Here is a 21,605-nt window from a genome sequence, read left to right on the forward strand (position 1 = left end):
GCCCGATCACATGAACCCCACCCGTTCCCGCCGCATCCAAGCCGCAGCAGCAGCGGCCCTGGCGCTGGCCGCGCTGGCCACCGCCTGCGGCGGCGGCTCCGGTGACAAGCAGTCCTCCGGCCCGGTCACGCTGCCCTTCTGGGGCTGGGCCAACGGCCAGGAGGCCGTCGTGAAGGCGTTCAACGCCTCGCACAAGGACGTCAAGCTGAAGTACACCAAGGTCACCGATCAGCTGACGATGCAGAAGCAGCTGACCAACGCGGTCAAGGCCGGCAACGCGCCCTGCCTGGCGCAGAACACCGCCGAGTTCGTGACCACCTGGGTCTCGCAGGGTGCCCTCGCCGATATCACCCAGTACGTCGGGTCGAGCAAGGCCAAGTTCAACGCCGGTTCCTGGGCGAGCGCGCAGGTGCAGGGCAAGAGCTACGGCGTCCCGACCAGCTCGGCGCCGAACTTCACCGTCTACCGCACCGACATCTTCCAGAAGTACGGCCTCAAGGCCCCGGCGACCTGGGACGACTTCATTGCCGCGGGCAAGGTCCTGAAGAAGCACGGCATCAAGATCACAAACTACGCCGGTGAGGACCCGAGCACCCTGGAGGTCCTCTCCATGCAGGCCGGGGCGCACTGGTACGCGATCGACGGCAACTCCTGGAAGGTGGACTTCCAGGACGCGGGCAGCCTCAAGGCGGCGAAGGTGATCCAGGAGATCATCGACAACGACCTCAACTCCAAGCTGTCCTTCGCCGACTACGCGGCCGTGCAGCGCAACTACGACACCGGCGGCACCGCGACCCGGCAGATCTCCACCTGGCAGATGGCGGGCATGGTGCAGAACTTCACCAAGTCCTTCGGCAAGTGGGCGCTGTCGCCCTGGCCGACGTTCCCGGGCGAGGCCGCCAAGACGCCGGCCGGCACCAACCTGACCGGCAGCGTGACGCTGGTGACCAAGCAGTGCAAGAACGTGCAGCAGGCAGCCGAAGCGGCGCTGTGGATGTCCACCAACACCGGCGCGGTCAAGACGATGGCGAGCCCGACCACCGGCAACGGCGTGATGCCGGCCCTGGCCGACAGCCAGTCGTACGTCGGCGAGGCGATCTCCGAGAAGCTGCTCGGCACGAACTACGAGCCGGCGAAGAAGGTCGTCACGGACAGCCTGGGCACGGTCACCACCGACTGGGCCTTCGGCCCCGACTTCACCGCCATGGGCGCGGAGATGCAGGCGGGCTGGGCCAAGGTCGTCAGCAAGGAGGAGACGGTCACCGATCTGCTCGCGCACATGCAGGAGTGGACGGTGAAGGACCTCAAGTCCCGCGGCATCAGCGTCCAGGGCTAGCGGCCACAGGCAAGGACGACCACTGATGATTCGCTCCCTGCGCTGGAAGGGTGCCGCCTTCACGGTGCCCTTCCAGCTCGGCTTCGTCTTCCTCTTCCTCCTCCCGATCGGCTACGCCGTCTACCAGTCGCTGTACCGCGATCAGCAGTCCGGGCTGGGGCTCGGCGGCTCGACGCAGAAGTTCTCCGGGCTGGACAACTACCAACAGGGCCTGACCGACCCGGCGTTCATGGGCTCCGTGCTGCGGGTGGTGCTGTTCGCCTGCGTACAGATCCCGCTGATGCTGCTCATCAGCCTCGTTCTCGCGCTGTTCCTGGACGCGCTGACGTCAAAGGTCGCGGGCCGGTTCCGGATTCTGCTGCTGGTGCCGTACATGATCCCCGGAGTGGTCGCCGCGATCGTGTGGCTGAACCTCTACAGTCCGGACGTCGGCCCGCTCACCCCGCTGGGCAAGGTCTTCGGCCTCGACTGGAACTTCTTCGCGCCGTCGATGGTGTGGCCGTCCATCGGCAACCTGCTGACCTGGCACGGCATCGGCTACAACATGATCATCATCTACTCGGCGCTCCAGGGCGTCCCACGCGACCTGTTCGAGGCCGCACGCCTGGACGGCGCCTCCGAACTGCGGGTCGCGCTGAGCATCAAGATCCCGTACGTGCGGGGCGCGCTGGTGCTCACCGGCATGCTCTCGATCATCCAGATGCTGCAGATCTTCAACGAGCCCGCGCTGTTCAGGAATGTCACCCCGCAGACGGTCAGCGACAGCTTCACCCCGATCATGATCATCTACAACCAGGCGTTCAACGCCGGCAACTACCACTACGCCGCCGCGCTCTCCGTCCTCCTGGCTCTCATCCTCGGCGTCGCCTCCTTCCTCTTCTACCGGATCACCTCGAAGGAGGCCGACTGATGACGCTCACCCAAGAGCGTGCCGAGCCGCACACCGCCCGGCGCCTCACCCGCCCCGACCCCGCCTCAGGCACCCGCGGCGGCCAGCGATTCCTCCTGCTCGGCCTGATCATGGCCAGCCTGTACAGCCTGTTCCCGGTGTGGTGGCTGATCGTCGCCGCCACCAAGAACCGCACGGGGCTCTACCAGAGCAACGGGCTGTGGTTCTCCGGCTGGCACCTGTGGGACAACCTGCATCAGCTGTTCACGTACGAGGACGGCATCTTCCTGCGCTGGACCGCCAACTCGTTCCTCTACGCCGGCGTCGGCTCCCTGGGCGGCACGCTCATCGCGCTCGCCACGGGCTACGGCCTCGCCCGCTTCGAATTCCCGGGCCGCAACCTGGTGTTCGCGTGCGTGGTCGGCTCGTTCCTGATCCCGATCGCCCTGCTCACCCTGCCGCTGTACCTGCTGTTCTCCCAGATCGGCCTGGTCGACACGCCCTGGGCGATGCTGATCCCCTGCCTGATCAACCCGTTCAGCGTGTACCTCGCCAAGGTGTACACCGAGGCCACCATCCCCTACGAACTCCTCGAAGCCGCCCGCCTCGACGGCGCCGGTGAACTGCGCATCTTCTTCAGCATCGTGCTGCGCATGATGACGACCGGCGCCGCGACCGTGTTCCTGCTCGCCTTCGTCAACACCTGGAACGCCTTCTTCCTCCCCCTCACCCTGCTGCGCGGCGAGAAGAACTGGACCCTCAACCTGGGCCTGTACAACTGGTCCGGCAAACGCCTGGAATCCGGCGTCGACCTCACCAGCCTCGTCCTGACCGGGGCTCTGCTCTCCATCGTCCCGATGGCAATCATGATGGTCGCGATGCGGCGCTACTGGCGCAGTGGCGTCACCCTGGGAGCCTTGAAATGACCGTCCTGCGCAACCCGGTCATCCGCGGGTTCGCCCCCGACCCGTCCATGATCCGTGTCGACGACTGGTACTACGTGGCCACCAGCTCGTTCGAGTGGTTCCCCACCATCCCGATCCACCGCTCACGCGACCTGGCCCGCTGGGAGTACGCGGGCCACGTGCGCGGCGCGGTTCCCGGAGACTCGCTGGCCGGCGTGCCGGACTCGGGAGGCGTCTGGGCGCCGTCACTGAGCTGGGACGGCGAACGCTTCTGGATGGTGTACTCCATCGTCCGCTCGGTCGGCACCCGCTACTTCGACCTGGACGTGTGGATCACCACCGCCACCGACGTCGACGGCGTCTGGGCCGCCCCGCGGCGGGTCGCCAGTCACGGCTTCGATCCGGCGCTGTTCCACCACGAAGGGCGGCTGTGGCTGGTCAACATGCAGACCGACCACCGGCCGGGCGGACGGCGCTTCGACGGCATCGTCCTGACCGAACTCGACCGCGACACCCTGGCCCCGGCCGGCGACACCCACCTGCTGCTGCAGCACGACCAGCTGATCGAGGGCCCCAAGCTGCTGGAACGCGACGGCTGGTTCTACCTCCTGCTCGCCGAGGGCGGCACCGGCACCGCGCACGGCGTACGCGTCGCCCGCAGCCGTACCCTCACCGGCCCCTACGCACTCGACCACCTGCCACTGCTCACCTCCCGCGACGATCCCTCGCAGCCGCTGCAGAAAGCCGGACACGGAGAGCTGCTCACCACCCCGCGCGGAGACTGGCTCCTCAGCCACCTGGCCGCCCGGCCGGTCAAGACCGAGTACGGCCCGCACTGCACCCTGGGCCGGGAGACCGCGATCCAGCAGGTCGTCTGGGACGCCGACGGATGGCCCCGGCTCCGCCAGGGCGGCTGGCATCCCGCCGTCGACATCCACCTCGACGACACCGACGTCCCGAAACCCTCCCGCCCACAGGTCCCACCACCGGCCGCAGGCCCTCCGTCCGAGGCGCTGTCATGGCCGTGGTCCACACTGCGCGGCTACGCCGATCCCTCCTGGGCCGACACCACCAGCCGGCCCGGCTGGATCCGGCTGCGCGGCCGTCACGGCCCCGAATCGCTGTGGGAGCAGAGCCTGCTCGCCCAGCGCATCACCGAGCATCACACCGAGGTCGAAGTCACCCTCCAGGCACAGCCCCGCACCTTCACACAGGCCGCGGGCCTGATCCTCTGGTACGACACCGTCTCCTTCCTCACCCTCGACCTCACCTGGGCCGAACCCGACGGGGAACCCCAGCGCGGCCAGCAGTGGCAGGGCGGCGGCCGAACCGTACTGAGCCTGCTCGAACACGACGCCGACGGGCCACGCCAGGTGGAGATACGGGACGTCGAACCCGGAGCCACCCTCACCCTGGGCGCGACCATCGACGCGGCGACGGCCCGGTTCTGGATCCTGCAGGACGGCCGACGTCACCCCGTCGGCCCGGAACTCGACTTCAGTCATCTGTCCGACGACTACGGCTCCCGCCTGCGCTTCACGGGCGCCTTCGCCGGCATCCACGCCCGCGACCTGGTCGACAGGTCCTTCACCGCCGACTTCACCGGATGGCGCCTCACCTGCGAGGAATGACTCGCGGCACCGGAGCCCACCGCGTCCCGGCCCACGTGCGCCCAGGCCGTCAGCACCGACACGGCCTGATCTCCGGCACGCCGTAAATTCCCGGTCGCTGTCTGATCAGAGTCTCGGCCACCAACCGCACGGGCGCGTCGAACAAGACCCTCACCCTGACCGTGCACTGCCCCCGAGGAGCAGACGTTGTCCCACCACCCCGCCGCCCCCGCGCGGTTCACGCTCAATACGGCCTTCGGTATCGGCTCTGTCCATCCACGCCTGTACGGCTCGTTCATCGAGCACCTCGGCCGCTGTGTCTACGACGGCCTCTACGAACCCGGCCACCCCGACGCCGACCAAGCCGGGCTGCGACAGGACGTCTTGGCGCTGATCCGGGAACTGGGCGTCACCACCGTGCGCTACCCGGGCGGCAACTTCGTCTCCGGCTACCGCTGGGAGGACACCGTCGGCCCGCGCGAGGACCGGCCGGTTCGCCTGGACCTCGCGTGGCGGTCCACCGAGACGAACAGGTTCGGTCTCGGCGAGTTCATCGACTTCTGCCGCAAGACCGGCATCGAGCCGATGATGGCCGTCAACCTCGGCACCCGGGGCGTGGAAGACGCCGTCCGGCTGCTGGAGTACGCCAACCACCCCGGCGGCACCGAGCTCTCCGACCAGCGCATCAGCCACGGCGCCAAAGAGCCCTACGGCATCAAGATGTGGTGCCTGGGCAACGAGATGGACGGCCCCTGGCAGATCGGCCACAAGACCGCCGAGGAGTACGGCCGCCTCGCCGCCGAGACCGCCCGCGCCATGAGAATGGTCCAGCCCGATCTGGAGCTGGTGGCCTGCGGCAGCTCCGGCTCCGACATCGCGACCTTCGGCTCCTGGGAGGCCACCGTCCTCGAAGAGGCCTACGACCAGGTCGACTACGTATCGCTGCACACCTACTACGAGGAAGTCGACGGCGACCGGGACTCCTTCCTGGCCTCAGCCGTCGACATGGAGCACTTCATTGACTCTGTTGTCGCCACCTGCGACCACGTCCGCGCCCGGCTGAAGACCGACAAGCGGATCGACCTCTCGTTCGACGAATGGAACGTCTGGTACCAGAAGCGGCCCAACCCGCACCCGGTCGAGGACTGGCAGGAGGCGCCCCGACTGCTGGAGGACAACTACTCGGTGACCGACGCCGTCGTCTTCGGCTCACTGATCATCGCTCTCCTGCGGCACGCCGACCGGGTCACTTCCGCCTCCCTCGCCCAGCTGGTCAACGTGATCGCTCCCATCATGACCGAGCCGGGCGGTCCCGCCTGGCGGCAGACCACCTTCTTCCCCTTCGCCCAGGCGTCGAGCCACGGGCGCGGACGGGTACTGCGGGTCGAGGCCGACAGCCCCACGTACACCACCGCGAAGTACGGCGAGGTCCCCCAGCTCCACGCCACCGCCGTCTGCGACGACGACAGCGGTGCCGTCACCGTCTTCGCCGTCAACCGCAGCCAGAGCCGGACGCTGCCCCTGGAAATCGACCTGCACGGGGTCGACGCCCACAGCCTGACCGAGCACCTGGTCCTGGCCGACGCCGACCCCGACGCCCGCAACACCCTGGACCAGCCCGAGCGGGTCACCCCTCGCCCGGCGACCGGCACCACCGTGTCCGGCGGAGTGCTTCGAACCGAACTCCCGCCCCTGTCCTGGAACATGATCCGGCTGGCCCGCCGCCCGTAACCGGCAGCAGATCACAGAGCGCGGAACTCTCCTCAATGACGAGAAGAGCTGCGCGTCACCCGACTCCGGGTGCCGGGCAGCGTGGAAGGAAGTCGATGAAACACGCGGCACTGTCCCGCACCGTGACCGGTGGCCTGGCCGCCGCAGCTCTCGGTGCCGGACTCCTCGTCGGGCCGGCCCCGGCATCCGCCGATCCATATCAGGACGCTGAGGGAAACGGCCCGACCGCGACCATGGTGATCCACCCGGTGATCGACACCGATACCACCGGCACCTCCTCACAACAGCGCACATGGGCCTCCACGCTCGGCGTCCGAAACGCAGGCGGCCTTGATGCAGCCGACTCCCAGGCGTCGTACCTGCAGTTCAATGTCAGCCCCGCGATGGTGCCGGGAACGGTTGTTTCCGCGAGGGTCGTCCTGACCGCGACGCCGGATTCGACAGCGCCGGCCGGAACTCAGCTGAACTCGGCGTTCGTGTCCGACGACACGTGGAACGGCGAGCAGGTCACCCGTTACGACCCGATCTTCACCCTCACCGGAGCCACCAAGCCGACAGCCACCGACATCGCCGGGTCGACCGCCCCGCTGCGTGCCGACCGCGGTGCGGTGCGATACGAGGGCGATGTCACGTCTGTCGCCCAGACCGAGAACAACGGTGACGGCCGGCTGTCGCTCCGGGTCTGGACGGCTGATCAGAACGCGGCGGTGCAGTTCCACAGCGACGACCACTCGATCGGGGACAACCGTCCTGCCCTTCTGGTCACCTTCAGGCCGACCACCGGCCGGGACAAGAAGGACGCAACGGATGCCGCCAAGGACCTCGCCGATGCGCGCGAGTACCTCCGTCGCCTCGGGCCGGTCAGACATGACATCGCACTCCCGTCAACCGGCATACACGGGTCGAGGCTGACGTGGTCCTCTCTCGACGACCAGAACCTCGACGACCGGGGGAAGGTCACCCGGCCGACGGCTGATCTGCCGGACGCGGACGTCGCGCTCGACCTCAAGGTGAGTGACGGTTCCGTCACCCTGACGGACCGTCTGCAGGTTGTCGTGCCCAGGGACCCTGAGGCGAAGGCCGCGGCCCCGGTCGACGCCGCACTGCGGCCGGTCGCCGTGGAGCGGGAAGTCACTGACCTCATCTCCCAGAAATGGGGAACCGCCTTCACACCGGTCACCCCGCCCACACAGGTCCTCACGCGCGAGATCCCCGTCGCGCCGGGCCAGTCCATCCAGGCCGCGATCGACGGCGTCGCGGCGGCCGGCGGCGGAGTCGTCCGCCTCGGTGCCGGCGTGCACCCGCTCACCAGCCCCCTGAACATGCAGAGCACCGTCACACTCGTCGGCGCCGGACAGGATCGCACGGTGATCCAGTACACCGGCACGGGCAGCGCCATCACGACGACGCTCAAGCAGATCCAGGATGTCGTGATGAAGGGTTTCACCCTTGAAGGCGTCAAGGGTGACCTGGGCGGGGCCCTCGGGATCTACTTCGCCGGCGCGGACCCGGAGAGCGCACATCACCACCGCATCGCCCTTCAGGACGTCACAGTAAAGAACTTCCCCGGCCATGGCGTGCACATCAAGCGCACCACCGACCTCATCACCGACCACCTGACGTCGATGTACAACGGCGAGCGCGGCAGCCTCTTCCACAACAGCTACTGGCTGTTCGACAACCGAATCCTGCAATCCGACACGCAGCTCTCGAAACCAGTGCTCGGCAAGGGTGCGAAATACACCTCCACCTCGGACGTCATCACCCAGCGCATGCAGATTCACCACGCAGTCGGCAACGGTATTCAGGCGGACGGCAGCAACGACGTGCGGATCTTCTTCCAGAAACTGAATATCTCGGACGTGGGGAAGAGCGCCCTCTGGATGATCTGTGAGATCTTCAACAACCCCAACCAGTACACCGAGGATCCGGCCTACGCCCCCAACTATGTGATCATCAACGCGTCGTCGTTCGTCGACAACCTTCGAGGCGGCGTGTGGAAGATCGCACAGCACGTTCTTGTGCGCGACTCCGTCTTCGACAACATCCGGAATGACCTCATCCTGATGAAATCGAGTCCTGAGTTCGAGAACACCAAGTTCAAGCACGCGCCGGAGTACTTCACTGACAACAGTCAGGTTCCAGCGCTCTAGAATGCCGGGTCCGCGTGGTCTCGCGGCTGGGGCAGTCGCGCCCCGCGTCTTTCGCCAGTTCCACCCGGACCCGCCATCTGAATGTAATCGATGAACCACCAGAAAATCCGGAGGCCAACAATGGTGTTGGGTAGTCGGAATCGAATCCCATCGCGATCATCCGCCCGTGCGGGTGCGCCGACCTTCGTACTAAAACTGATCATTGCCGTGACGGTGATGGCGATTTCCCTGGTTGCCTCACCAGGGCAGGCACGCGCGGACGGGGCGTCGGCAACGTTGCCGGCCTTGCCGACTCAGACGACGTCGCCTGTGTTCAACGTGAGCCCTGGGGGTGATATCCAGGCAGCGGTGGACGCGGCGTCCACCGCGGGCGGGGGAACGGTGAACCTCGCGTCCGGCAGGTTCGACATCACCGCGCCCATCATCCCTCGCAGCAATGTGACCATCCAGGGCCAGGGCTCGACCGGATCGGGGCTGACGACCCTTTACAACGCCCTCGGGACGGACATGGTGATCATGGTGGACGGCCGGAGCGGCGGGCTGAACAACATCATTTTCCAGGACTTCAAGGTCGACTGCGGCTTGTCGCGCACCCAGCGCAGCTACGCCAGCGATCCGGGAAAGAACTACGGCATCTTCCTCACGGACACCAGCGCCTCGAATGATCTGGTGCTTCTCGACAACGTCCAGATCACCCAATGCCTCACGGGCCTCCACGCCAAGGGGACGAGCGACCTGACCATCCGGAGCAGCAACTTCCACGACAACGGCGGCGTGCTCTACTACAGCCACAACGCCTATCTGCGGCGGGTGTCAAAGGCCAACATACAGAACAGCACACTGTCTGACGGCTCCACTGCGAACGGGCTCAACATCTCCTACTCCGACAACATCACCGTGCAGGGATGCACTGTCAGCAACAACTACTTCCGGGGCGTCCGGGCGGCCAACTCAACCTACATCGATGTACTCAGCGATACGGTGAGCGGAAACGGTGACACCGGAATCATCATGAACTCTGAAACCGCCGGTGTAGACCAGTTCCGCATCATCGGTGACACGGTGACGTCCAATTCGGTGGGAATCTCCACGTCGTCGAACTCCAGCAACGGCAGCGTCTGGGACAACAGAGTGTCCGGAAACGAGACAAATCTCAGTATCAGTTCCTCTTCGACGTCCATCAGATGATCTCATGCCGGGCTGATCGGCGGGCAAGGCTATGACCGGGCAGGCGGGATGATGGAATCTCCTTGGCGGCGGCCGTGTGAAACTGCTGAGGGGCGGCCGATCGAGTCCCGATTGATGGCCACAAGAATTACTGGGTGCCAGCGGCGTGTTCCTGATCGCGCCTTTACGAGAGCGGCCTATCCGGTCCGGTCTGCTGGTTTTGGCAATGTATTGGCGAACTGGCCGGAGAAGCTCCTGACCAGGTCTGGCGAGAGATCAGTGGAAGTCCTTGCGGCGTACGGCCTCACCCCGGATGCGCTCCTCGGGGGAGGCCGTACCGGCAACCGCCGTACCCGTCCGCGTGCACGACTGTGTAGGAGCAGGAGACGCGTTCGCCGCCGAGTGCCTGGCTGAACTCCCTCGCAGGCGAGGCTCCGAAGCGGCGGCAGGAGGCGGCGGCCCTGCTCGGCACCCCCGGCCGGGCATAGGGGCCACCGCGCCCCCTATGCGCCGGCGCCTTCGCCGGACGGGGAGAGTGCCGGCAGTTCCCACTGGACCTCGTCGCTGTCGTGACGGTGGTGCCAGGCGGTCACGAGGCGGGCGCGGACCAGCTGGTCGAGGAGGTCCTCCAGTTGCTGGGGCGGCTGTCCGCACTGGCGGGTGAGGGCATCGAGCTCGCCCCCGCCCGCTCCGGCGGTGCTGTGGGCGGCGAGGACAAGTGCGGTCAGCCGCAGGGCGGAGGGGAGGGCGGCCGAGGCGGCCAGCGGGGTGGGGTGCAGGGCCCATTGGGCGGCGCGGATGCGTGCGGTGCGTCCGGGGGCCTGGAGGTCGGCGGCGTCGAGCAGCTGTGCCTGGACGGGGGAGTAACTGCGGCTGGGGCGGTGCAGCCAGCCGGCGTGTTCCAGTTCGAGCCACAGCTCCGCGCGGCGGTGGAGTCGCATGCCGCGCAGGAATCCGTGGGGCAGGCGGATCTGTCCTTGGTGGTCGGCTCGTAGCGCGCATTGCAGGGCGAGCAGCCGGGCGGCGGGGGAGGAGAAGCGGGGCAGTGCTGTGGCGAGGTAGGTGAGCATTTCGCGTACGCGCTGCTGTTCTGCCGGGCCGAACGCAGGCGTGGTGCGCGCAGAACGGGTCGTGTTGGTGGTCGGCCGGGCGTGGCCGGTGCCGAGCAGGGTGGGCGGTACGACGGCGGTGTGGCTCATCGCCGCCGCGCAGGCGGCGCAGGCATCGGCCAGCCGCCACGCGCGCCCGCTGCGGTCGCAGGTCAGGGCGAGCAGGACGGGCCCCGCGCAGCCGCGGTGGCGGGGGTGCCAGTGGCAGCCTCTCGTCCGGCACTGGCAGGTGCGCAGGTGCCCGGGCAGATCGTCGGCGCGGGCATGGCGGGCCAGATGGGTGAGAGCGGCCGAGCGGGCGGAGGCGGCCGGCAGGACGGGACCGGGTGTGCAGCGCGGACAGGCCAGAGCCGGTCCGCCCGTCTGCGGGCGCAGGTGCACTGTCCAGATGCGCTGCACCGTGGCGTGTGTGCTGGCAAGCCGCATCGGCTCGTTGTCCCCTTCCGGTTCGGTCGGCGCCGACCTTGTGCAGTGGTCTCCCGGTACGCACGCGGGAGCCGCCCGCACCGTAGTGCAGATCCCTGCACTTGCGCAGGGTGGCTGCCAGGCGCCCTCACCTGCACTGATAGTGCAGAAATCCGCACTGACAGGGCAGGTGTCTGCACCGTCGGATGGTGGGGTGACGATCTTGCCGCCCGACCCGGACCGCGACGCCCTGCGTGTGACGCTGGCGCGGTTGAGGGATGCGCGCGGGTGGACTTTCGACGAACTCGCCGGCCGCAGCGGCCTGGCCCGGCGCACGCTGATCGATCTCGAGCACGGCCGAGCCGCCGGAACCGTCACCACCTGGCACGCTCTCGCGCACGCCTTCGACGTCCCCATCGAGCAGCTGCTCGGCTCGCTCTGTGACGACCACACCCCGCCCGGACCCAAGGGCGCCTGACGCTGGCCGTGCCGGGCTCGGCGCGCGGCGTAAATCACCCGAACCGGCGAACGCGCATAGAATGCATGCGCGTCACACGGTGCTGATGTTCGATATCGCTGGGCCGCCCGGGGGACTGCCCTCCTGCTCGCCCCACCCTCGTGGAGTGTCGTCTGGCACGGTCCTCGCCATGCGCCCCAACTCCGCCCCCGCCGGCTGCCAATGGGACGGCAGTCCCCGCACCGCGCCGGTGCGCCGTCCGCTGCGGGTGGCCGCCACCAGCCCCAGCCGCCTGCTGCGCGCCGGTCAGAGCCGCCGCTGCCGCCACTGCGGCAACCGCATCGACCTCTACCCCCGCGCCGACGGGCGTCCCATCGCCCTGCATCCCGCCGAACTGGCCACCGCCCGCGTCCCCGCCTCCTGCCGCTGGCACCTGGGCTCCGGCATTGCCCACCCGCATGATGACGGCAGCGCCTGGTGCCGTATCCCGCACGCTGTGCTCTGCCCGCAGCGCACGCCCACCTGCCGGATCAGCCCGCCCCTCGCGTCGGTGCGCCGTCAACTCGCCGTACGAACCCGTCGCCTGATCGACACCGGTGTCTTCACCACTCCCACGGTTCCCCCCACCAGTGCAGCGCCTGACGGCCCCGGCCGCGCGGTCGTGCGGATGCTGCTGGGCCACTACCTCGCCGACGGCCCCGTGGAGGCCATCCGCTGCGTAGCTCAGACGAACCACCGCCACCGTTGCCCCCGCCCCGTTCTGGCCCCGGACGGCCCGGCCGGATCCTGGAGACTGCTGCCCATCGGCCCCCGGCGCGGCCAACTCGTCCTGCCCGAGCAGACGATGGCTGTCTACGACCTCAGCCGGCTGCCTCACGCCGAACAGCGCCGCTGGCGTATCCAGCGCTGCCCCGCGCACGCCATCGCTCACGGCGCCGCCGATCTGGCGCTGGCCGGGTGGCAGGTCTTTGATCCCCTCCTGCACGCGCAGCACCTGCGTACCGGTCTGCCGTATCCACCGGCACACGGCGGCGGAGAGAGGTGACGATGCCGCACCACGTCCTGGAAATCCTCCTGACCCGCCCCCTGGCCCCGGCCGAACTCCGTGACGCCGCCCGCGTGCTGCCGCTCGCAGCCAACCACGACACCACCCGCCTCATGACCCTCGTACGAGCCAAAAGCCCCGGCCGCGCCGCGCACCGGCTGCGCCAGCGCCTCGCCACTCGGCTGCCCGTGGACGTGATCACCACCCACTACCCGGACGTCGGCGGGCAGGTCCTGCTCAACCTCGCCTTCCCGCCCGCCGTCCATGCCACGATCCGCCAGGCCGCCCATGAAACGGGGCAGAGCCCGGAACTCTTCGTGAAGCTGGCCCTGCACCGCACGCTGGCCCAGCACGCCAGCGATGAGACCGACCGCCTCGACCGGGCCGTGCAGCAACTGCTCGCCCACACCACACCCGCATACCTCCTGGCAGCCGTCGGCCACGCCCTGACCCGCACCCCCGGAGCAGCCCCCGCATGAACCCGACCGACGAACAGACGGCCGCGGCCGACGCCTTCCACGCCGGCCAGCACCTGGCCCTTCAGGCCGGCGCGGGCACCGGCAAGACCACCACCCTGGCCCTGCTCGCCCACGCCACTCGGCGCCGCGGCCGCTACCTCGCCTACAACCGGGCCATCGCCCAGGACGCACGCACCCGCTTCCCCGACACCGTGCAGTGCAAGACCGCCCACTCCCTCGCCTACGGCGCCGTCGGCCACCGATACGCCCGCCGCCTGAATGCCCCGCGCCGCCCGGCCTGGCAGACCGGGCAGGCCCTCGGTATCACCAAGCCGATCCGTATCGGCGAACGCGACCTCTCACAAAAGACCCTCTCCAACGCCACGCTGCGCACCGTGGCCGGCTTCTGCCACGCCGCCGATGAGACGATCACCCGCCATCACGTCCCGCGCCTGCGCGGTCTGGAAGACCAGGGCCTGCACGCCCAACTCGCCGCCCACATCGTGCCGTTCGCCGAGAAGGCCTGGGCCGACCTGCGGCACCCCGACGACGGGGCCGTGCGCTTCGACCACGACCACTACCTGAAGATCTGGGCCCTCAGCCAGCCGAAGATCGACGCCGACTTCCTGCTGCTGGACGAGGCCCAGGACACCAACCCCGTCGTCGAACAGATCTTCCTTCACCAGCGCGGCCACGCCCAGCTGGTGATGGTCGGCGACTCCGCCCAGGCCATCTACCAATGGCGCGGCGCCAAAGACGTCATGACCGGCTTCGACGGCACCCAGCTCGCCTTGTCGCAGTCCTTCCGCTTCGGCCCCCACCTGGCTCAGGAGGCCAACCGCTGGCTGGCCATCGCGCAGGCACCGATCCGCCTGACCGGCACCCCCGCCGTGCCCACCGAACTCGGGCACCTCGCCCGGCCCGACGCCGTACTGTGCCGCACCAACGTCGGCGCCATGGTCCACGTCATGGACCTGCTGGCCGCCGGACACCGGGTGGGACTGGCCGGGGGAGGGGACAGCCTGCGCGCTCTGGCCCTGGCCGCCCGCGACCTCAAGGAAGGCCGCCGCACCTCCCACCCCGAACTGGTGCTGTTCCCCTCCTGGGGCGAACTGCAGGACTACGCCGCCCACGACCCGGCCGGACGTGACCTGCAGCCGCTGGTCGACCTCGTCGACACCCACGGCACCGATGCCATCCTGGCCGCCCTCGCTCACCTCACGCCGGAGCAACAGGCCGAGGTGACCGTGTCAACGGCCCACAAGGCCAAAGGCCGTGAATGGCCCTGCGTGAAGATCGCCGACGACTTCACCCCTCCGAAGGACACCGACAAGCACGACGACACCGGCCGCCCTGTACCCGGCCCGATCAGCGACAGCGAAGCACGTCTCGCCTATGTCGCCGTCACCCGCACCCGCCAGCGCCTCGACCTCGGCGGCCTCTCCTGGATCCACGAGCACCCCGACGGAAACCCGCCGTGCTGACCGTCCTGCGGCAGAGCGGGAGTTGTCGGAGCGAGCAAACCGGTAGCACAGGCGCGGCAGGACCTCCCGCGGGACACCGGAACCGTTGTCCATCACCGGGAGCGGGAGTGTCTGACTCCACGTGAGTGAGTTGACGATCGAGCAAGAGCCCGTGGTCGAGTCGGCCGGTGCGGCCACGTCGGACGAGCAGTTGATCGCGATGCTGGTTGAGCGGGCCCGCGGTGAGGGCCTGCAACTGACCAGTGGGTGCTGGAGTCCGCCCTGGAGGGCGGGATCACCGATCACGTCGGTTATGAGAAGCACGATCCGGCGGGAAGAACAAGGCACCCGCGCCAAGACAGTGCTGACCGATGTCGGCCCGGGGCGAGGTGTCCAGGCAGACCATCTCCACGATCACCGACAAGGCGATGGAGGGCATGGCCGAGTGACAGAACCGGCCGCGAGGGCCCGCTCAGGTCTGGTGCGTGCTGGGCCGGCCGCTGGTGAGTTCGGTGTTCGGCTGCTCGCTGTGATCGAGGGTGGCGGCCCAGCTGGCCAGAAGCCGGAGTCCATCGTGTGATGCGGTGCCGGGCTCGGCACTCATCGCGGTGAGGGTGAGGCCCGGGTCGTTCGGGAGGGGCAGGCCCTCGAAGGCGAGGGTGAGGTCGCCGACAGCGGGGTGGTGGAAGCGTTTGAGGCCGGTGCGGTGCAGGCGCACGTCGTGTGCGGCCCATAGCGTGCGGAAGTCTTCGCTGCGGGTGGAGAGTTCACCGATCAGGTCGCTGAGTTCGCGGTTGTAGGGGTCCTGTCCGGCCTCGGTGCGCAGCAGGGCTGCCGACGCGGCCCTTTGGTAGTCCAGTTCGGTCATGTACTGGGCCGCGCCGGGGTTGAGGAACTGGAACCGGGCGAGATTGACCGGCCGGGCCGGATCTTGGAATACGGGCCAATACAGGGCTTTGCCGAGTCGGTTGGTGGCCAGGATGTCGAGGCGGCCGTTGCGGATGAAGGCAGGCACCTCGGTCATCGCGTCCAACAGCTGTTGCAGCGCGGGCCGGATCGGCTGTGCGGTGCGGCGGCGTGCGGGCCGGCGGGTCGTACTGGCGGTTCGGGCCAGGTCCAGGAGGTGGGCGCGCTCGGATTCGTCGAGCTGCAGCGCGCGGGCCAGGGAGTCCAGGACAGCTTCGGAGACGCCGGAGAGGTTGCCGCGCTCCAGGCGGGCGTAGTACTCGGCGCTGACGCCGGCGAGCGTCGCAACCTCCTCGCGGCGCAGCCCTTTCACCCGGCGGGTGCCTGCAGTGGGGAGCCCTGCCTGCTGGGGTGTGATTTTGCTGCGGCGGCTGGTGAGGAACTCGCGTACCTCGCTTCGGTTGTCCATGTCTTCGAGGCTACGACGGCTTGTCCGGCCGTGGGGTGTACTGCCAGTACACGTATCACCAGGTCCTTCCGCGCGCTCGTGACCCTGCCGTTTCATCGGTAGCAGGCCAGCAAAGGCCCGCCCGTCCGCCCGGTGGCGCACGCCCCGGCTGAGGGAGGCAATGGAGAGCGGTGCCCGTTCCCCGCCCCTGTGGGTACACGCGCGGGCATCCACACGGTAAGGAGCCGATCATGGCGGAGGACCAGAAGCCTGGGGGACCGCGTCAGCAGTTCGGGGACATCGCTCCGGCACTGGCCGGTTACAGCGAGGACGTGCTGTTCGGGCAGGTGTGGGAGGACCCGGACCTGCCCGCGCGGGAACGCAGCCTGGTCACGGTGGCCAGCCTGATCACCAGCGGCAGCAGCGAGCAGCTGGCCTTCCACCTGGGCAAGGCCCGGGAGAACGGGGTCAGTGACAAGGAACTGATCGCGACGATCACGCACCTGGCGTTCTACGCCGGATGGCCCAAGGCCATGTCCGCGCTCACCGTCGCCCGTGACGTGCTCACGTCCTAGGGACCGATGGCGGGCGGCGAGAGCCCCCAAGGCCCTGAACCAGCCGCCGGGCATAGCGGCATCACCGGTAGCGGTGCACACCACTCCTGCCTGAGCCCCCCGTACCCGTCACCTGTGCGTGGCCGTGCCGCGCCCGTATGCAGTCAAGGAGAACGATCATGGAGATCATCCAGCCGCCGGCGACGGCGAAGCTGCCTGCCGAGATGTTCGCCGGGGATGCCTGGGCGGACGTCATCTACCGGGGCGAGGACCCCTCCCGTGCACGGGCCAACATGGTGCGCTTCGCACCCGGTGCGCGCACGGCCTGGCACTCCCACGGCCTGGGGCAGACGCTCTACATCGTGGAGGGCATCGCCCTGATCCAGTCCCGCGGCGGCGAGATCGTCGAGGCCCGCCCCGGGGATGTGGTCTTCACCCCGGCCGGTGAGGAGCACTGGCACGGTGCTGCCCCCGACCGGTTCATGAGCCACATCGCGCTGTGGGAGGGCGACAAGGTCGACTGGCTCGAACACGTCACGGACGCGGAGTACACCGGTCCCCGCCGCCTCGCCCGCACCTCCTGAACCATTCGCACTGCCTCACAGCCCACCCGCCCGTCTCGCGAGATACGGAGACAATCATGCGCGCAACCGTCCTCTACGCCCCCCGCGACGTCCGCGTCGAAGACCGCCCCCAGGCCGCCGTCCAGCAGCCCACCGACGCGGTGATCCGCACCGTCGCCACCTGTGTGTGCGGCTCGGACCTGTGGGACTACCGCGGCATCAACGAAGTCGCCGAGCCCACGCCCGGCGGCCACGAATACGTCGGCATCGTGGAAGAAGTCGGCAGCGACGTGAGTGGCATCAAGCCCGGCCAGCTGGTCGTCGGCTCGTTCTTCGCCTCCGACAACACCTGCCCCAACTGCGAAAACGGCTACCAGACCAACTGTCTGCACCGCGAGTTCGTCGGCGGTGCCCAGGCCGAGTACGTTCGCGTCCCGCTCGCCGACGGCACCCTCGTCCACGTCCCCGGGGACGTTGCGGACGAGCGCATCGCCAGCCTGCTGGCCTGCTCTGACGTCATGGGCACCGGCTGGTACGCGGCTGTGGCCGCGGAGGTGAAGCACGGCGACACCGTCGCCGTGGTCGGGGACGGCGCGGTCGGACTCTGCGCGGTCATCGCCGCCAAGGAACTCGGCGCGACGCGGATCATCGCCATGTCCCGCCACGAGTCGCGCCAGAAACTGGCCCGCGAGTTCGGCGCCACCGACATCATCGCCGAACGCGGCGAAGAGGGCGTGGCCCGCGTCAAGGAACTGACCGGCGGCATCGGCGCCGACGCCGTGCTGGAGTGCGTGGGCACCCCCGACTCCATGCAGCAGGCTCTTCACTCCACCCGCCCCGGCGGCAACGTCGGCTTCGTCGGCGTCCCCCACGGCGTGCAGATCGACGGGGAAGAGCTGTTTTTCTCCCACGTCGCCCTGCGCGGCGGCCCCGCCCCCGTCCGGGAGTTCCTGCCCGACCTCATCCAGCGCGTCCTGGACGGCCGGATCAACCCCGGCAAGGTCTTCGACCTCGAACTTCCCCTGGAGAAGGCCGCCGAAGGCTACAAGGCCATGGACGAGCGCCGCGCCATCAAGGCACTCCTGCGCCCCTGACACGACGCCCAGGCACCCCGCATCTCCCAGCACCCGGGCGGCACCCCTGCCGTCCCGGAGAACGGAACCCTCCCATGAACCCGCAGTATGACTTCGAAGGCCAGGTCGCCCTGGTCACCGGTGCCGCCTCCGGCATGGGCCTGGCCACCGCCCGCGCCTTCGCCCAGGCCGGTGCCGCCGTCGTCCTGGCCGACCTCAACAAGGACGCCGTCCAGAACGCGGCCAAGGAACTCACCGACGCCGGCCACCAGGCCATCGGCGTTGCCTGCGACGTCACCGACGAGGCCCAGGCCGCCGCCGCGGTGGCCCGCGCGGTGGACGCCTTCGGCCGCCTGGACATGGCGTTCAACAACGCCGGCATCCAGGCCCCGCCGTCGGACGCCGCCGATGAGAGCGCCGAGGAGTTCGACCGCGTCAACGCCGTCAACCTGCGCGGCGTGTGGGCCGCCCAGAAACACGAGCTGCGCCAGATGCGGACCCAGGGTTCGGGCGCGATCGTCAACTGCTCCTCCCTGGGCGGGCTGGTCGGCCTGCCCGAACGGGCCGCCTACCACGCCTCCAAGCACGGCGTGATCGGTCTGACCAAGAGCGCCGCGGTCGAATACGCCCCCAAGGGCATCCGGATCAACGCGATCTGCCCCGGCGTGATCGACACCCCGATGGTCGCGGACATGCTCGAAGGCCAGGCCGAGGCCATGGCCGAGATCATGAAGCAGCAGCCCATCGGCCGCCTCGGCACGGCCGAAGAAGTCGCCGCCGCCGCCGTATGGCTGTGCAGCGACGCCGCCAGCTTCGTCATCGGCGTCGCCCTGCCCGTCGACGGCGGATACACCACCCACTGACACCACCACCCGCAAATGTCCCCGGGGCGGCCGCCCCGGCAGCGTCACGCAAGGAGCCAGCGTCATGGAGTACCGCCGTCTCGGCACCAGCGGAACCCTGGTGTCCAACCTGTCCCTGGGCACGATGAACTTCGGGACCCCGGAGACACCCGAGGAGGAGGCGTTCGCGCAGATGGACGCCTTCCTCGACGCCGGCGGCAATCTGCTCGACACCGCCGACGTCTACAACGGCGGAGTGGCCGAGGAGACCGTCGGCAGGTGGCTCGCCGCCCGCCCGCGCGAAGTCACCGACCGCGTCGTCGTCGCCACCAAGGGCCGGACCCGCACCGGCACCGACCCCAACGAAGCCGGAACCTCCCGCCGCCACCTGGACCGGGCGCTGACAACCTCCCTGCGCAGGCTGGGAGTCGACACCGTCGACCTCTACCAGCTCCACGCGTGGGACCCCCTGACACCGATCGAGGAGACGCTGTCCTTCCTCGACTCGGCCGTCCGCGCGGGAAAGATCCGCTACGTCGGCCTGTCCAACTTCACCGGCTGGCAGCTTCAGCTCGCCGTCTCGACCGCGCAGGCGCACGGCTACCCGGTGCCGGTGACGCTCCAGGCCCAGTACAACCTGGCCACCCGCCAGACGGAATGGGAGATGGCAGCCGCCGCCCTCCACAACGGACTCGGCATCCTGGCCTGGTCCCCGCTCGCGAGCGGATTCCTCACCGGAAAGTACCAGCGCGGCGCGCAGCGGCCCGCCGACACCAGGGCCGGCCAGGACCACGCCCTCTACCAGTACACCTCCTCCAACTACGAGCACTCCGACCTCACCTGGGACTCCGTGGACGCTCTGCGCAAGGTCGCCGAGGACCACGGCGTCACCCCCGCCCAGGCCGCCCTCAGCTGGGTCATCAACCGCCCCGGCGTCACCTCCGCCATCGTCGGCGCCCGCACCCTGGAACAACTCGCCGGCAACCTCACCGCCGCCGACCTGCGCCTGGACCCGGACTCCGTCGAGGCGCTCGACACCGCCAGCGACCCGAACCCGGCGCCCTACCCCTACGGCGCCTTCGGCTCCGCCCAGCGCGACCGCACCCCCAACGACCCCGAGGCCCTCGGCGCCCTCATCCAGGAGCACGCCGACTCCGGCGGCCCCCGACAGCACTGAGCCGTGCACGGACGGAAGCATGCGAAAGGGAGATCCACCATGAAGTACGTCCGCCTCGGCGCCACCGGACTGAAGGTCAGCCGGCTCGCCCTGGGCTGCATGAGCTACGGCGACCCGACCGTGGCCGGTGCCCATCCGTGGGCGCTGACCGAGGACAAAGCCGCCCCGTTCTTCCAGCAGGCCATCGAGCTGGGCATCACCTTCTGGGACACCGCCAACGTCTACCAGGCCGGCACCTCGGAGGAAATCGTCGGCCGCGCCATCCGCGAATACTCCCGGCGCGAGGACATCGTGCTCGCCACCAAGGTCCGCGGGAAGATGCACGACGGCCCCGGCGGCGAGGGCCTGTCCCGCAAGGCAATCCTCGAACAGGTCGATGCCTCACTGTCCCGGCTGGGCACGGACTACATCGACCTCTACCAGATCCACCGCTTCGACGACGGGACACCCGTCGAGGAGACGATGGAGGCACTGCACGACGTCGTCAAGGCCGGCAAGGTCCGCTACATCGGCGCCTCGTCGATGTACGCCTGGCAGTTCGCCAAGCTCCAGCATGCCGCCGACCTGGGCGGATGGACCCGCTTCGTCTCCATGCAGAACCAGTACAACCTCCTGCGCCGCCAGGACGAGCCGGAACTGATGGCCATGTGCGCCGACATGGGCGTGGGACTGGTGCCCTACTCGCCGAACGGGAAGGGCCGCCTCGCCCGCCCCGCCGGCGAGCAGAGCACCCGCTCCCGCACCGACCACGTCGTGCAGTCCTTCGACAGCCCGCACGACGAGCCGGTCATCAACGCCGTCCAGCAGCTCGCCGAGGCCCGCGGCGTCAGCATGGCCCACGTCGCACTGGCCTGGGTACTGCGCAATCCCCTGGTCTCCGCCCCCATCGTGGGTGCCACCAAGCCCCACCACTTGCCTCAGGCCGTCGATGCGCTCGAACTGCAGCTGTCGGACGAGGAGGCAGCCGCTCTGGAAGAGCCCTACACCAACGCCGGACCGTCCTGGTTCTGAGCACAGGGCCGCTCAGGCACGGGGCCGCCGCCCGAGGGGCCCGTGCCCGGAGCATCTGCGGCAAAGCCCCGGGCACGCAGGGCTCACCGGCCCGTTTTCCATCCGGGACAGCTCACCATTCTCTGTTCGTGCGGGCGCTGTCCGGGAGGAGCGTCTAGTCAACGGATCTGTCTCACTTCCTTTGTCGAGAAGGGCATGGATCTTCTGCCGGCGTTCCAGGGTGGTCTGTGCGCGGGGCCCGTCGTACAGAGGTGTGTCCAGCACGGTGGCCCAGCAACTGCTGTGTGCTGTGACTTCGCTGAG

General features: G+C 68.8%; 19 protein-coding genes and 1 pseudogene. 18 read left to right on the top strand and 2 right to left on the bottom strand.

What is annotated here, in order from left to right; genetic code table 11:
* Positions 1-10: 10 nt before the first annotated feature.
* The 7 genes from ACIRP7_RS40250 to ACIRP7_RS40280 all read left to right on the top strand — a co-directional run bounded on the left by ACIRP7_RS40250 (position 11) and on the right by ACIRP7_RS40280 (position 9,812).
* Positions 11-1,336: an ABC transporter substrate-binding protein gene (locus ACIRP7_RS40250; protein ID WP_403670325.1), complete on the top strand. Its 1,326-nt coding sequence runs from the start codon at positions 11-13 to the stop codon at positions 1,334-1,336.
* 25 nt (positions 1,337-1,361) lie between these two features.
* Positions 1,362-2,246 carry a carbohydrate ABC transporter permease gene (locus tag ACIRP7_RS40255; protein WP_403670328.1) on the top strand — a complete coding sequence of 295 codons (885 nt, stop codon included), beginning with the start codon at positions 1,362-1,364 and terminating at the stop codon, positions 2,244-2,246.
* Positions 2,246-3,151 (top strand): carbohydrate ABC transporter permease, encoded by a 906-nt coding sequence (locus ACIRP7_RS40260; protein WP_403670331.1) that lies wholly within the window; start codon positions 2,246-2,248, stop codon positions 3,149-3,151. Before ACIRP7_RS40255 ends, ACIRP7_RS40260 begins: the two co-directional genes overlap by 1 nt.
* Positions 3,148-4,761: a family 43 glycosylhydrolase gene (locus tag ACIRP7_RS40265; protein WP_403670334.1), complete on the top strand. Its 1,614-nt coding sequence runs from the start codon at positions 3,148-3,150 to the stop codon at positions 4,759-4,761. Before ACIRP7_RS40260 ends, ACIRP7_RS40265 begins: the two co-directional genes overlap by 4 nt.
* Before the next feature lie 186 nt (positions 4,762-4,947).
* Entirely contained in the window at positions 4,948-6,471 is a 1,524-nt protein-coding gene (locus tag ACIRP7_RS40270) for an alpha-N-arabinofuranosidase (RefSeq protein ID WP_403670337.1), read from the top strand.
* A 122-nt stretch (positions 6,472-6,593) separates the two neighbouring features.
* Positions 6,594-8,624 carry an immunoglobulin-like domain-containing protein gene (locus tag ACIRP7_RS40275; RefSeq protein WP_403670340.1) on the top strand — a complete coding sequence of 677 codons (2,031 nt, stop codon included), beginning with the start codon at positions 6,594-6,596 and terminating at the stop codon, positions 8,622-8,624.
* A 216-nt stretch (positions 8,625-8,840) separates the two neighbouring features.
* On the top strand, positions 8,841-9,812 hold the full coding sequence (locus tag ACIRP7_RS40280; RefSeq protein ID WP_403670343.1) for a right-handed parallel beta-helix repeat-containing protein: 972 nt from the start codon (positions 8,841-8,843) through the stop codon (positions 9,810-9,812).
* Positions 9,813-10,294: 482 nt separating this feature from the next.
* Here the strand turns inward: ACIRP7_RS40280 and ACIRP7_RS40285 are convergent, their stop codons facing one another.
* Positions 10,295-11,326 carry a hypothetical protein gene (locus ACIRP7_RS40285; protein WP_403670345.1) on the bottom strand — a complete coding sequence of 344 codons (1,032 nt, stop codon included), beginning with the start codon at positions 11,324-11,326 and terminating at the stop codon, positions 10,295-10,297.
* A gap of 193 nt (positions 11,327-11,519) precedes the next feature.
* Between ACIRP7_RS40285 and ACIRP7_RS40290 the strand changes: the two genes are divergently transcribed.
* The 5 genes and pseudogenes from ACIRP7_RS40290 to ACIRP7_RS40310 form a co-directional block, all read left to right on the top strand.
* Complete coding sequence (locus ACIRP7_RS40290; RefSeq protein ID WP_403670348.1) at positions 11,520-11,783, top strand: helix-turn-helix transcriptional regulator; 264 nt, start codon at positions 11,520-11,522, stop codon at positions 11,781-11,783.
* A gap of 169 nt (positions 11,784-11,952) precedes the next feature.
* A complete protein-coding gene (locus ACIRP7_RS40295; RefSeq protein ID WP_403670427.1) occupies positions 11,953-12,807 on the top strand; it encodes a DUF6083 domain-containing protein in 855 nt (284 codons plus the stop codon).
* Positions 12,804-13,286, top strand: coding sequence for a hypothetical protein (locus ACIRP7_RS40300; protein ID WP_403670350.1), 483 nt, complete (start codon positions 12,804-12,806; stop codon positions 13,284-13,286). The genes ACIRP7_RS40295 and ACIRP7_RS40300 overlap by 4 nt, the downstream gene beginning before the upstream one ends.
* A complete protein-coding gene (locus ACIRP7_RS40305) occupies positions 13,283-14,749 on the top strand; it encodes a UvrD-helicase domain-containing protein (RefSeq protein WP_403670353.1) in 1,467 nt (488 codons plus the stop codon). The genes ACIRP7_RS40300 and ACIRP7_RS40305 overlap by 4 nt, the downstream gene beginning before the upstream one ends.
* A gap of 199 nt (positions 14,750-14,948) precedes the next feature.
* Positions 14,949-15,174, top strand: a pseudogene (locus tag ACIRP7_RS40310) (IS256 family transposase); the annotation flags it as partial.
* 26 nt (positions 15,175-15,200) lie between these two features.
* On the opposite strand, the gene ACIRP7_RS40315 reads toward ACIRP7_RS40310, so the two are convergent.
* Positions 15,201-16,103: a helix-turn-helix transcriptional regulator gene (locus ACIRP7_RS40315; RefSeq protein ID WP_403670356.1), complete on the bottom strand. Its 903-nt coding sequence runs from the start codon at positions 16,101-16,103 to the stop codon at positions 15,201-15,203.
* 230 nt (positions 16,104-16,333) lie between these two features.
* Here ACIRP7_RS40315 and ACIRP7_RS40320 point away from each other — a divergent pair, with 230 nt between their 5' ends.
* From ACIRP7_RS40320 to ACIRP7_RS40345, 6 genes are all read left to right on the top strand, one after another.
* The gene (locus tag ACIRP7_RS40320) at positions 16,334-16,657 is read left to right on the top strand and encodes a carboxymuconolactone decarboxylase family protein (protein WP_403670359.1); all 324 of its coding nucleotides are present in this window, start codon (positions 16,334-16,336) and stop codon (positions 16,655-16,657) included.
* Between the two features lie 158 nt (positions 16,658-16,815).
* Positions 16,816-17,220: a cupin domain-containing protein gene (locus ACIRP7_RS40325; protein ID WP_403670362.1), complete on the top strand. Its 405-nt coding sequence runs from the start codon at positions 16,816-16,818 to the stop codon at positions 17,218-17,220.
* A 56-nt stretch (positions 17,221-17,276) separates the two neighbouring features.
* Complete coding sequence (locus ACIRP7_RS40330) at positions 17,277-18,293, top strand: zinc-dependent alcohol dehydrogenase family protein (RefSeq protein WP_403670365.1); 1,017 nt, start codon at positions 17,277-17,279, stop codon at positions 18,291-18,293.
* A 74-nt stretch (positions 18,294-18,367) separates the two neighbouring features.
* A complete protein-coding gene (locus tag ACIRP7_RS40335) occupies positions 18,368-19,135 on the top strand; it encodes a glucose 1-dehydrogenase (RefSeq protein ID WP_403670368.1) in 768 nt (255 codons plus the stop codon).
* Positions 19,136-19,199: 64 nt separating this feature from the next.
* Complete coding sequence (locus tag ACIRP7_RS40340) at positions 19,200-20,291, top strand: aldo/keto reductase (protein WP_403670371.1); 1,092 nt, start codon at positions 19,200-19,202, stop codon at positions 20,289-20,291.
* Between the two features lie 39 nt (positions 20,292-20,330).
* Positions 20,331-21,302, top strand: a complete 972-nt coding sequence (locus ACIRP7_RS40345) for an aldo/keto reductase (protein WP_403670374.1) — start codon at positions 20,331-20,333, stop codon at positions 21,300-21,302.
* The last annotated feature ends 303 nt before the right edge of the window (positions 21,303-21,605 follow it).

This window comes from Streptomyces sp. NPDC102270 (assembly GCF_044766405.1).
GTDB lineage: Bacteria > Actinomycetota > Actinomycetes > Streptomycetales > Streptomycetaceae > Streptomyces.

What these genes read in the sequence shown, in the direction of transcription:
- ACIRP7_RS40250 (WP_403670325.1), top strand. Translation starts at nt 11, where the DNA reads ATGAACCCCACCCGTTCCCGCCGCATCCAAGCCGCAGCAGCAGCGGCC.
- ACIRP7_RS40255 (WP_403670328.1), top strand. Translation starts at nt 1,362, where the DNA reads ATGATTCGCTCCCTGCGCTGGAAGGGTGCCGCCTTCACGGTGCCCTTC.
- ACIRP7_RS40260 (WP_403670331.1), top strand. Translation starts at nt 2,246, where the DNA reads ATGACGCTCACCCAAGAGCGTGCCGAGCCGCACACCGCCCGGCGCCTC.
- ACIRP7_RS40265 (WP_403670334.1), top strand. Translation starts at nt 3,148, where the DNA reads ATGACCGTCCTGCGCAACCCGGTCATCCGCGGGTTCGCCCCCGACCCG.
- ACIRP7_RS40280 (WP_403670343.1), top strand. Translation starts at nt 8,841, where the DNA reads ATGGCGATTTCCCTGGTTGCCTCACCAGGGCAGGCACGCGCGGACGGG.
- ACIRP7_RS40285 (WP_403670345.1), bottom strand. Translation starts at nt 11,326, where the DNA reads ATGCGGCTTGCCAGCACACACGCCACGGTGCAGCGCATCTGGACAGTG.
- ACIRP7_RS40295 (WP_403670427.1), top strand. Translation starts at nt 11,953, where the DNA reads ATGCGCCCCAACTCCGCCCCCGCCGGCTGCCAATGGGACGGCAGTCCC.
- ACIRP7_RS40305 (WP_403670353.1), top strand. Translation starts at nt 13,283, where the DNA reads ATGAACCCGACCGACGAACAGACGGCCGCGGCCGACGCCTTCCACGCC.
- ACIRP7_RS40315 (WP_403670356.1), bottom strand. Translation starts at nt 16,103, where the DNA reads ATGGACAACCGAAGCGAGGTACGCGAGTTCCTCACCAGCCGCCGCAGC.
- ACIRP7_RS40320 (WP_403670359.1), top strand. Translation starts at nt 16,334, where the DNA reads ATGGCGGAGGACCAGAAGCCTGGGGGACCGCGTCAGCAGTTCGGGGAC.
- ACIRP7_RS40325 (WP_403670362.1), top strand. Translation starts at nt 16,816, where the DNA reads ATGGAGATCATCCAGCCGCCGGCGACGGCGAAGCTGCCTGCCGAGATG.
- ACIRP7_RS40330 (WP_403670365.1), top strand. Translation starts at nt 17,277, where the DNA reads ATGCGCGCAACCGTCCTCTACGCCCCCCGCGACGTCCGCGTCGAAGAC.
- ACIRP7_RS40335 (WP_403670368.1), top strand. Translation starts at nt 18,368, where the DNA reads ATGAACCCGCAGTATGACTTCGAAGGCCAGGTCGCCCTGGTCACCGGT.
- ACIRP7_RS40340 (WP_403670371.1), top strand. Translation starts at nt 19,200, where the DNA reads ATGGAGTACCGCCGTCTCGGCACCAGCGGAACCCTGGTGTCCAACCTG.
- ACIRP7_RS40345 (WP_403670374.1), top strand. Translation starts at nt 20,331, where the DNA reads ATGAAGTACGTCCGCCTCGGCGCCACCGGACTGAAGGTCAGCCGGCTC.